Source organism: Streptomyces bobili (genome assembly GCF_002154575.1).
GTDB classification, from domain to species: domain Bacteria; phylum Actinomycetota; class Actinomycetes; order Streptomycetales; family Streptomycetaceae; genus Streptomyces; species Streptomyces bobili.
Window position 1 is genome coordinate 1 of sequence record NZ_MUBA01000224.1, and the last position, 10,148, is coordinate 10,148.

The 10,148-nt window shown below is 70.3% G+C and carries 11 protein-coding genes; 6 read left to right on the top strand and 5 right to left on the bottom strand.

All coding sequences use genetic code 11. The features are described from left to right. Positions 1-140: 140 nt before the first annotated feature. From BZL64_RS19065 to BZL64_RS19085, 5 genes are all read right to left on the bottom strand, one after another. Positions 141-1,046, bottom strand: a complete 906-nt coding sequence (locus tag BZL64_RS19065) for an SCO1860 family LAETG-anchored protein (RefSeq protein WP_086770397.1) — start codon at positions 1,044-1,046, stop codon at positions 141-143. 122 nt (positions 1,047-1,168) lie between these two features. After that, entirely contained in the window at positions 1,169-2,266 is a 1,098-nt protein-coding gene (locus BZL64_RS19070) for an amidohydrolase family protein (protein WP_086770398.1), read from the bottom strand. Between the two features lie 22 nt (positions 2,267-2,288). After that, positions 2,289-3,080, bottom strand: coding sequence for an amino acid ABC transporter ATP-binding protein (locus BZL64_RS19075; protein ID WP_086770399.1), 792 nt, complete (start codon positions 3,078-3,080; stop codon positions 2,289-2,291). Continuing rightward, positions 3,077-3,913: an amino acid ABC transporter permease gene (locus BZL64_RS19080; protein ID WP_086770400.1), complete on the bottom strand. Its 837-nt coding sequence runs from the start codon at positions 3,911-3,913 to the stop codon at positions 3,077-3,079. Before BZL64_RS19080 ends, BZL64_RS19075 begins: the two co-directional genes overlap by 4 nt. Next, positions 3,910-4,761 (bottom strand): transporter substrate-binding domain-containing protein, encoded by an 852-nt coding sequence (locus tag BZL64_RS19085; protein ID WP_086770401.1) that lies wholly within the window; start codon positions 4,759-4,761, stop codon positions 3,910-3,912. Before BZL64_RS19085 ends, BZL64_RS19080 begins: the two co-directional genes overlap by 4 nt. Positions 4,762-4,935: 174 nt before the next feature. Between BZL64_RS19085 and BZL64_RS19090 the strand changes: the two genes are divergently transcribed. The 6 genes from BZL64_RS19090 to thpD all read left to right on the top strand — a co-directional run bounded on the left by BZL64_RS19090 (position 4,936) and on the right by thpD (position 10,101). Then, entirely contained in the window at positions 4,936-6,036 is a 1,101-nt protein-coding gene (locus BZL64_RS19090) for a pyridoxal-phosphate-dependent aminotransferase family protein (RefSeq protein WP_086770402.1), read from the top strand. 61 nt (positions 6,037-6,097) lie between these two features. Beyond that, entirely contained in the window at positions 6,098-6,610 is a 513-nt protein-coding gene (locus BZL64_RS19095) for a DinB family protein (RefSeq protein ID WP_086770403.1), read from the top strand. A 273-nt stretch (positions 6,611-6,883) separates the two neighbouring features. After that, the gene (gene ectA, locus BZL64_RS19100) at positions 6,884-7,393 is read left to right on the top strand and encodes a diaminobutyrate acetyltransferase (protein WP_086770404.1); all 510 of its coding nucleotides are present in this window, start codon (positions 6,884-6,886) and stop codon (positions 7,391-7,393) included. A 59-nt stretch (positions 7,394-7,452) separates the two neighbouring features. Continuing rightward, positions 7,453-8,742 (top strand): diaminobutyrate--2-oxoglutarate transaminase, encoded by a 1,290-nt coding sequence (gene ectB / locus BZL64_RS19105; protein WP_086770405.1) that lies wholly within the window; start codon positions 7,453-7,455, stop codon positions 8,740-8,742. Between the two features lie 44 nt (positions 8,743-8,786). Beyond that, positions 8,787-9,191, top strand: a complete 405-nt coding sequence (locus tag BZL64_RS19110) for an ectoine synthase (RefSeq protein ID WP_086770406.1) — start codon at positions 8,787-8,789, stop codon at positions 9,189-9,191. 7 nt (positions 9,192-9,198) lie between these two features. Next, positions 9,199-10,101, top strand: coding sequence for an ectoine hydroxylase (gene thpD / locus BZL64_RS19115; protein ID WP_086770407.1), 903 nt, complete (start codon positions 9,199-9,201; stop codon positions 10,099-10,101). The last annotated feature ends 47 nt before the right edge of the window (positions 10,102-10,148 follow it).

Below are 10,148 nucleotides of genomic sequence, written 5' to 3' on the forward strand. Positions count from 1 at the left end.
CCGCGGCCGGCGCGGTGGTGGGCACCGACCTGGTCATCGACAGCGGATCATCGGCCTGACGGCTCGTAGGCTTCGGCGGCGTCCTTCGCCGGCACGGAACTCCGCCACGACGGGCTGGGGGGGCGGAGCCCCCAGGGGCCTCAGCCGCGACGCCGGGTAAGGGCCACCGCCGCCCCACCCGCCGCCAGCAGGGCAACCGCGCCGCCCGCGGCGTACGGCGTCATCGAGCTGCCCCCCGTCTCCGCGAGGCCGGCCTCCGAAGGGGCGCCCTGCGCCTTCACGCCCTCGACGGGCTCGGCGCTCGACGGAGCCTCCTCGCTCCGCACCGCCGTCGGCGTCTCACACGTCGCCTCGGCCAGGGTCACCGTGCCCGTGACCTCGGCGACGTTGAGGTTCAACGGGTTGATGGACACGGTCAGTTCGAGGGCCGTCGCGGCGGCCGTACGGGACGTCGTCTCGCGTTGCCCGAGATCCAGCCGGACCTCGCCGACCCCCGGCACCTTCACCTCGGTGGGACCGCCGGCCGACACGGACACCCGCTTGCCGAGGACGGTGACCGCGCCGACCGGGCTGGAGGTGGCGACCGGCGCCTTCCCGGCCTCGCAGACGGCCTTGGCGGAGACGGCCTCGATCTCGATGAGGGAGAGGAGTGGAAGGCCCGGCACGTGCAGCCTGGCGTGGGCCAGCCGGGTCGATGCCTCGGCCCTGCCCGCCCCGGCCGTGGCCTTCGACTCGGCGACGTCCGCGCGCAGCACGCTGAAGGGTCGGCCGCCGTCGACGCCGTCGAGTTCGACGGTCAGCGCGGTCTTCTCGGCGCTCCGCGGCGCGCGCACCTCGTTGAGGGAGACGGCGAGGGGCACGTCGACGGTCTTGTCGAGCAGGGCCACGTCGAGGCCGGTGCGCAGCACGACGGCGCTCGCGCTCCCCTCGTCGGTCGCCTGCGCCGCGGGCGCGCCGGCCAGCGCGGCGGGACCTGCGACGAGGGCGGTGGCGGCCAGCACGGTGGCACAACGGCGTGCGGGCATGCGGAAGTTGTAGCGGTTCACGGTGTGGGACCCCCAGAGAGAATGCTTGGGACGTCGAAAGGATGTCGCACCACCGCCCGTTCGACAGCGCCCTCACCCGACTTCACCCCAACGGGGCGCACCCGCACGCGCCTTCGACTTTTTCAGCCCACGATCCGCCCGTTCAGCACAAGTCGTGACGGCGCCGCAAGGACCCGTACGTCCGCTCGCGGGTCCTGGTCGTAGACCACCAGGTCGGCCGGGGCGCCCTCGTCGAGGGCGGGGCGGCCGAGCCAGCTGCGGGCGGACCAGGTGGTCGCGGCGAGGGCCCGCACCGGGGGGATGCCTGCCTTCACCAGTTCCTCGACCTCGGCGGCCACCAGGCCGTGCGGCAGGGTGCCGCCCGCGTCGGTGCCGACGTAGACGGGGATGCCGGCGTCGTAGGCGTCGCGGACGGTGTCGTAGCGGCGTGCGTGGAGCCGGCGCATGTGGGCCGACCAGGCCGGGTACTTGGTCTCGCCGGCGGCCGCGAGCTGCGGGAAGGTCGCGATGTTCACCAGGGTCGGGACGATGGCGACGCCGCGGGAGGCGAACAGGGGGATCAGGTCGTCGGTGAGGCCGGTGGCGTGTTCGACGCAGTCGATGCCCGACTCGACCAGGTCGCGCAGGGAGGACTCGGCGAAGCAGTGGGCCGTCACGCGGGCGCCCAGGCGGTGCGCCTCTGTGATCGCCGCCTCCACGGCGTCCCGTGGCCAGCACGCGGTCAGGTCGCCGGCGTCGCGGTCGATCCAGTCGCCGACCAGTTTCACCCAGCCGTCGCCGCGCCGGGCCTCCTGGGCGACGTACGCGACGAGGTCGTCCGGCTCGATCTCGTGGGCGTAGCCGCGGATGTAGCGGCGGGTGCGGGCGATGTGCCGGCCCGCCCGGATGATCTTCGGGAGGTCTTCGCGGTCGTCGACCCAGCGGGTGTCGGAGGGGGAACCGGCGTCGCGGATCAGCAGGGTCCCGGCGTCGCGGTCGGTGAGCGCCTGCTTCTCGGCGATGTCGGTGTCGACCGGCCCGTGGGGGCCGAGGCCCACATGGCAGTGGGCGTCGACCAGGCCGGGCAGGGCCCAGCCGGTCACCGTGCGGATGTCACGGGCGCCGGCGGGACGGTCGTAGGAGACCCGCCCGTCGATCACCCACAACTCGTCGCGGACCTGGTCCTCGTCCGGTCCGGCGAGGACCCTGCCCTTCACGTGCAGCACCGTGTCGTCGCTCATGCACGGCACCTTAGACCGAGGCTCAGGTACCGCCGCCGACCTGGTCGGAGGTCTCCTCCTCCACCTCGGCCATCGCCGGGTCGAGGAGGCGGGAGAGGAAGTGGCGGGTGCGTTCGTGCCGGGGGGCGCCGATGACCTGCGCGGGGGTGCCGTCCTCGACGATCAGTCCGCCGTCCATGAAGACGACCCGGTCGGCGACCTCGCGGGCGAAGGTCATCTCGTGGGTGACGACCATCATCGTCATGCCCTCGTTCGCGAGCATGCGCATGACCGCGAGGACGTCGCCGACCAGTTCGGGGTCGAGGGCCGACGTCGGCTCGTCGAAGAGCATCGCCCGGGGGCCCATGGCCAGCGCGCGGGCGATCGCCACGCGCTGCTGCTGGCCGCCGGAGAGGGAGGAGGGGTAGGCGGTCGCCTTCTCGGACAGGCCGACCCGCTCCAGGTTCTCGGCGGCGACGCGGGCCGCCTCCGCCTTGCCGCGCCCGAGCACCCGGCGCTGCGGCAGCGCCAGGTTCTCGGTCACGGTCAGGTGCGGGAAGAGGTTGAACTGCTGGAAGACCATGCCGATACGGCGCCGGGCGGCGTCGATGTCGACGTCGGGGTCGGTCAGTTCGACGCCGCCGACGAACACCTGCCCCCGCGTGGGCTCCTCCAGGAGGTTCACGCAGCGCAGCAGGGTGGACTTGCCGGAGCCGGACGGGCCGATGACGCAGACGACCTCGCCCTGGCCGATCTCCAGGTCGATGCCGCGCAGCACCTCGTTGTCGCCGAACGACTTGTGCAGTCCTCGGACTTCGATCTCCGGTCGGCTCATTTCACGGCCTCCTGGGCCTTCGCCTCCATGCGGCGCACGACGAAGCCGAGCGGGATGGTCACCAGCAGGTAGCACAGGCCGGCGACGAGGATGGGGGTGGAGTTGGCGGTCGTACTGGCCAGGTCGCGGCCGTACTTGGACAGTTCGCGTTCCTCCAGGGTGACGCCGAGGAACAGCACCAGCGAGGAGTCCTTGAACAGGAGCACCAGTTCGTTGGTGAGCGGCGGGAGGATGATGCGGAAGGCCTGCGGGATGATGATCGAGATCATGGCGCGGGCGGGCGAGAAGCCCAGTGAACGGGCCGCCTCCAGCTGCCCCTTGGGCACCGCCTGGATGCCCGCGCGGATCGTCTCCGCCATGTACGCCGCCGCGACCAGGCCGAGGGCGAGGGCGACCTTGCCGTACGTGCCGCCGATGATCTCCGTGCCCGGGAAGGCCAGCGGCACCGCGACGCCGATGAAGATGAAGATCAGCAGGGCGGGCAGGCCGCGGAAGATCTCGATGTAGATGCCGGCGAGCCAGCGGTAGGGGCCCACGGACGACAGTCGCATCAGCGCGATGACCATGCCGAGGGCCAGTCCGACGGCGAAGCCGGACACGGTGTACAGCACGGTGTTCTTCAGCGCCAGCGTGATGACGTCGGGGAACATCTGCTCGGCGATGTCCGCCTGCGCGAACTGGTTCTGCAGCCGGTCCCAGTCCGCCGAGGCCGCGAAGACGATCAGGGCGGCGACGAAGACGGCGTACTGGATGCCGCGCGACAGCCTGCGCTTCTGGGTCCTCGACAGTCCCTTCCGGCGGAGCGGGACGTCCTGCTTCGTGGCGTCACTCATGAGGCGGACGGGGAGGCCGCGGCGCTGTCGTACGGGCCGATCCACTGCTCGTAGAGCTTCTTGTACGTGCCGTCGGCCCTGGCGTCGGCGATCGCCTTGTTGATGGCGGCGACCAGCTCGGTGTTGCCCTTCTTCACCGTGAAGCCGTACTGCTCACCGGTGTTGAGGTTGTCGACGATCTCGAAGGCGTCCGCGTTGGCCTTGTCCTTCAGCCAGCCCTGGACGACCGGGTAGTCGATGACGACGGCCTTGACCTGGCCGGTGCGCAGGCCGTTGAGGACGGCGTCGGAGGACTCGAAGGAGACCGGGTCGAAGCCCTGCTTCACCACGTAGTCCTCGCCGGTGGTCTGCGCCTGCGCGCCGAGCTTGACGTTCTTCGACTTGATCTCGGCGAGGGAGTTCACCCCGGCGTCCTTGTTCACCAGGACGGCCTGCGTGGCGTCGAAGTAGGGGTCGGAGAAGTCGACGTTCTTCTTCCGCTCCTCGGTGATGGTCATGCCGGCCGCGGCCAGGTCGCACTCGCCGGAGTTGAGGAAGGCGCCGGTCTTGAAGTTCTCGAACGGCGTGTCCAGGATCTCCTGCTTCACGCCCAGGTCCTCGGCGACCAGGTCGATCACGGAGACGTCGAAGCCCTGCACCTTGCCGTCGATCTCCGACTGGAACGGCGGGTAGGGCAGGTGGGTGCAGGTGGTGAGCTGACCCGCCTTGACCAGCTCCACACCGCCCGCGGCGGTCTTGGAGCCGCTGCCGCCGTCGTCGCTGGAGGTGCAGGCGGTCACGAGCATGAGCCCGGCAGCGACGGTGGTGGCGGCCAGGACACGGGTGCGACGCCCGAGGAGCGTGTTCACGGCGGGCCTTCCTGTGGGGGAACTGTAGGTTCCGATTATAAGGAGAAGTTTGAGTCTCTCAAATCAAACCCTTGGCACTTCGGTCCGTCGGCCTAAGAAGTCGCCGGTCCGGGTGGTGGGGGTCACGCCGGTTACTCTCGTCACCCTTACCCCGTGAGTGAAGAGAGCACCGCCGTGACCCACCCCTTCCTGGATCTCGCTCCGTTGAGCGCCGCCCGGTTCGCCTCGGTCGAGGACCGGGTGGCACGGCTGCTGGACACCCGGCAGGACGTCGTGATCATGCAGGGCGAGGCGCTGCTGCCGCTGGAGGGCGCGATCCGCGGGACGGCCGGGCCGGACACGACCGCGCTGAACGTGATCACCGGGCCCTACGGGCGGACCTTCGGCGACTGGCTGCGGGACTGCGGCGCCACGGTGATCGACCTCGCGGTGCCCTTCCACACGGCGGTCACCGCCGAGCAGATCCGCGCGGCCTTCGCCGAGCACCCGGAGATCGGCTTCGTGTCGCTCGTGCACGCGGAGGCGGCCACCGGGAACACCAACCCCGTCGCGGAGATCGGCGAGGTGGTGAAGGAGCACGGCGCGCTGTTCTACCTCGACGCCGTGGCCTCCGTGGGCGCCGAGCCGGTGCTGCCGGACGCGTGGGGCGTGGACCTGTGCGTGATCGGCGCGCAGAAGGCGATGGGCGGCCCGGCGGGCGTGTCCGCGGTGTCGGTGAGCGAGCGCGCCTGGGCCCGGATGGCGGCGAACCCGAAGGCGCCGCGCCGTTCCTACCTGTCACTGCTGGACTGGAAGGAGCGGTGGGTCGACGGCGGCCGCACAGCGCTGCCGCACGCTCCGGCGCAGCTGGAGATGCTGGCGCTGGAGGCGTGCGTGGAGCGCATCGAGGCGGACGGCCTGGAGACCGTGATGGCCCGGCACGCGTCCGCCGCCGCCGCGACCCGTGCGGGTGCGGTGGCGCTGGGTGTCGGGCTGGAGCCGTACGTGCACGAGGCGCGGGAGGCCGCGCCCGTCGCCACGACGCTGAGGGCGCCCGCGGGTGTCGTCGCCTCGGAGCTGGTGGCGCGGGCGCTGACGGGCGATCCGGCGCTGCCGCTGGCCGCGGGCGGGGGCGCGCTGGCCAAGGAGATGATCCGGGTCAACCACTACGGGGCGGACGCGACACCGGGTGCCGTGCGCAGCAGCCTGACGGCACTGGGCGCGGCGCTCGCGGAGAGGGGCCTGACCGCGGACCTGCCGGGCGCGCTGCGGGCGGCGGAGTCGGCCTGGCGGTGACCGGGGCCGCGGGGCCCCGCGGCCCCGTCCGGCTGTCGGTGGTGGCTGCCATGCTCGCCGCATGACCACTCTTCCCGACGGCCGTCCCGTCCCCCTGATGACCGGTGACGAGCGGGCCATGCTCGACAGTTGGCTCGACTTCCACCGCGCGACCCTGAAGCTGAAGTGCGCGGACCTGGACGACACGCAGGTCCGTCAGGCCTCGGCCGAGCCCTCCTCCCTCACCCTGCTCGGCCTGGTCCAGCATCTCGCCGAGGTCGAACGGAACTGGTTCCAGCGGGTGTTCGCGGGACTCGACGTCCCGCCCGTGTTCGAGGAGCCCACCGGATACGTCCTCGACGCCGGGCGGGGACTCGGCGAGGCGCTGACGGTGTGGCAGCGGGAGGTCGCGCGCGGGCGCGAGCTGACCGCGGGACGCTCGCTGGAGGAGACCGGCCGGATCGTCGACGGGCCGGTCGCCGGGGCGCGGGTCAGTCTGCGCTGGGTGCTGATCCATCTCATCGAGGAGTACGCGCGGCACAACGGCCACGCGGACATTCTGCGGGAGCGTATCGACGGGGCCACTGGAGCCTGAATTCGAGGTAATTCTCCAGCCGCTTTCCCCTCGACTTTCCCTCTCCCTTTCCCAGGATGGCTTTCCCGAGTTCTCCTGCCCGGATCTCCCGGACCTAAACGCAGGGATTTTTCGAGCGCATTACGGACGCGTGACGCATTGCACAGAGGTGGAGATTTGACCCGTTTTGTACGGTAGAAAACGGCACAAAGCGTCACGTGACCACGAGGGCATCACGGAACCATCGCCACCTCTCCATGCATTTTTGAATTTCTCTCGGTAAGTTCAATCCGCATGACTGCCACACAAGCAGACCTGCGGATCGACCGCCCCTCGGTGGCGGACGGGACCGCTCTCTGGCGTATCGCCAAGGAATCCGGGACGCTCGATGTGAACTCCTCCTACAGCTATCTGCTGTGGTGCCGGGACTTCGCCGGCACCTCGGCCGTGGCCCGCTCCGAGGGCGGCGAACCGGTCGGTTTCGTCACCGGGTACGTCCGCCCCGAGGCGCCGGAGACCCTGTTCGTCTGGCAGGTCGCCGTCGACGGCGCGTACCGCGGCCGGGGCCTGGCCGCCGCACTGCTCGACGGGCTGACCGCGCGGGTCGCCGCCGAGCGCCCCCTCACCACCGTCGAGACCACGATCACTCCGGGCAACACCGCCTCGGAGCGGCTGTTCACCTCCTACGCCGCCCGCCACGGTGCGGACGTCACGCGCAAGGTCCTGTTCGACACGGGACTGTTCCCTGACGGCCCGCACGACCCCGAAGTCCTGTACCACATCGGCCCGTTGACCTCAGCCTGAGCCGCCCGGACCTTCGCGACTCCCCCACCCCACAGACCCGCACGAGGAGTGTTTTCGCCGTGACCATCACCCAGCCCGACCTCAGCGTGTTCGAGACCCTCGAGTCCGAGGTGCGCAGCTACTGCCGCGGCTGGCCCGTCGTCTTCGACCGGGCGCAGGGCAGCCGGATGCACGACGAGGACGGACACCAGTACCTCGACTTCTTCGCCGGTGCCGGGTCGCTCAACTACGGCCACAACAACCCGGTACTGAAACGGGCGTTGATCGACTATCTGATGCGCGACGGCGTCACCCACGGACTCGACATGTCCACCGTCGCCAAGCGGACCTTCCTGCAGACCTTCCAGGACCTGGTACTGCGCCCGCGTGACCTGCCGTACAAGGTCATGTTCCCGGGCCCGACCGGCACCAACGCCGTGGAGTCCGCGCTGAAGCTGGCCCGGAAGGTGAAGGGGCGGGAAGCGATCGTGTCGTTCACCAACGCCTTCCACGGGATGTCGCTCGGCTCGCTCGCGGTCACCGGGAACGCCTTCAAGCGGGCCGGGGCGGGCATCCCGCTGGTGCACGGCACGCCGATGCCGTTCGACAACTACTTCGACGGCCAGGTCCCGGACTTCCTGTGGTTCGAACGGCTCCTGGAGGACCAGGGCTCCGGGCTCAACAAGCCGGCCGCCGTGATCGTGGAGACCGTGCAGGGCGAGGGCGGCATCAACGTGGCGCGCCCGGAGTGGCTGCGGGCGCTGGCCGAGCTGTGCGAGCGGCAGGACATGCTGCTGATCGTCGACGACATCCAGATGGGGTGCGGGCGCACCGGTGCCTTCTTCTCGTTCGAGGAGGCGGGCATCACCCCCGACATCGTCACGGTGTCGAAGTCCATCAGCGGTTACGGCCTGCCGATGTCGCTGTGCCTGTTCAGGCCCGAGCTTGACGTGTGGGAGCCGGGCGAGCACAACGGCACCTTCCGCGGCAACAACCCGGCGTTCGTCACGGCCACCGCCGCGCTGGAGACGTACTGGGCCGACGGGTCGGCGATGGAGAAGCAGACCCGCAAGCGCGGGGAGCAGATCGAGCAGCAGCTGATCTCGATCACCGAGGAGAACCTCGCCGACGTCAAGGAGTACCGGGGCCGCGGCCTGGTGTGGGGCCTGGAGTTCCACGACAAGGGCCGGGCCGGGCGGGTGGCGCACCGGGCCTTCGAACTCGGGCTGCTGATCGAGACGTCGGGCCCGGAGGGCGAGGTCGTCAAGCTGCTGCCGGCGCTCACCGTGACGCCCGAGGAACTGGACGAGGGCATGAGCGTCCTCGCCCGCGCCGTACGGGAGACCGTCGCCGTACCCGAGACCGCCTGATCCCGTTCAAGGCCCACCACCTACCTAGGAGGCATCGCAATACCGTGATCGTCCGTTCGTTCAAGGACATCGAGGGCACCGACCGGCATGTGAGGTCGGCGTCCGGCACCTGGGAGAGCAAGCGCATCGTCCTGGCCAAGGAGAGGGTCGGCTTCTCCCTGCACGAGACGATCCTGTACGCGGGCACGGAGACGTCGATGTGGTACGCGAACCACGTCGAGGCCGTCGTCTGCGTGGAGGGCGAGGCCGAACTCACCGACCACGAGACCGGGCGGGCGCACACCATCACGCCCGGGACCATGTACCTCCTCGACGGGCACGAGCGGCACACGCTCCGCGTCAAGGAGGACTTCCGCTGCATCTGCGTGTTCAACCCGCCCGTCACGGGACGGGAGGACCACGACGAGAACGGCGTCTATCCCCTGCTCACCGAGCCCGAGGAGGTGTGACATCCCCATGACCACTGTCACCGGCACCCACATCACCGATCTCTATCCCAGCCGCGGCGCCACCGAGGTGACCGTCCCCCGCCAGGACCCGGTCGTCTGGGGCGCCCCGGACGCGCCCGGCCCGTTCGAGCCGCTCGACCTCCAGTCGTTCGAGCGGGACGGTTTCGCCGCCGTCGACCAGCTCCTCACGGACGACGAAGTCGCCGTCTACAAGGGTGAGTTGGACCGGCTGGTGGGCGACCCGGCGATCCGGGCCGACGACCGGTCCATCGTCGAGCCGAGGACGAAGGAGATCCGGTCCGTCTTCGAGGTGCACCGGATCAGCGAGGTCTTCGCCCGGCTGGTGCGCGACGAGCGGGTCGTCGGGCGGGCCCGGCAGCTCCTCGGCTCGGACGTGTACGTCCACCAGTCGCGGATCAACGTCAAGCCCGGCTTCGGCGCGTCCGGCTTCTACTGGCACTCCGACTTCGAGACCTGGCACGCCGAGGACGGTCTGCCCCGGATGCGGACGGTGTCCGTCTCGATCGCGCTGACCGAGAACCACGACACCAACGGCGGCCTGATGATCATGCCGGGGTCGCACAAGACGTTCCTGGGCTGCGCCGGGGCCACGCCGAAGGACAACTACAAGCAGTCGCTGCAGATGCAGGACGCGGGGACGCCCTCCGACGAGGCGCTCACCGAGATGGCGTCCGCGTACGGCATCAAGCTGTTCACGGGCCGCGCCGGTTCGGCGACCTGGTTCGACTGCAACTGCATGCACGGGTCCGGCGACAACATCACGCCGTTCCCGCGCAGCAACGTCTTCATCGTCTTCAACAGCGTGGAGAACGCGGCGGTCGAGCCGTTCGCGGCACCCGTACGACGGCCGGAATTCATCGGGGCGAGGGACTTCACGCCGGTGCGCTGAGCACTCCCCCGCCCAGCGCACCCGGCGCTCTCAGCCCGAGAGCACGT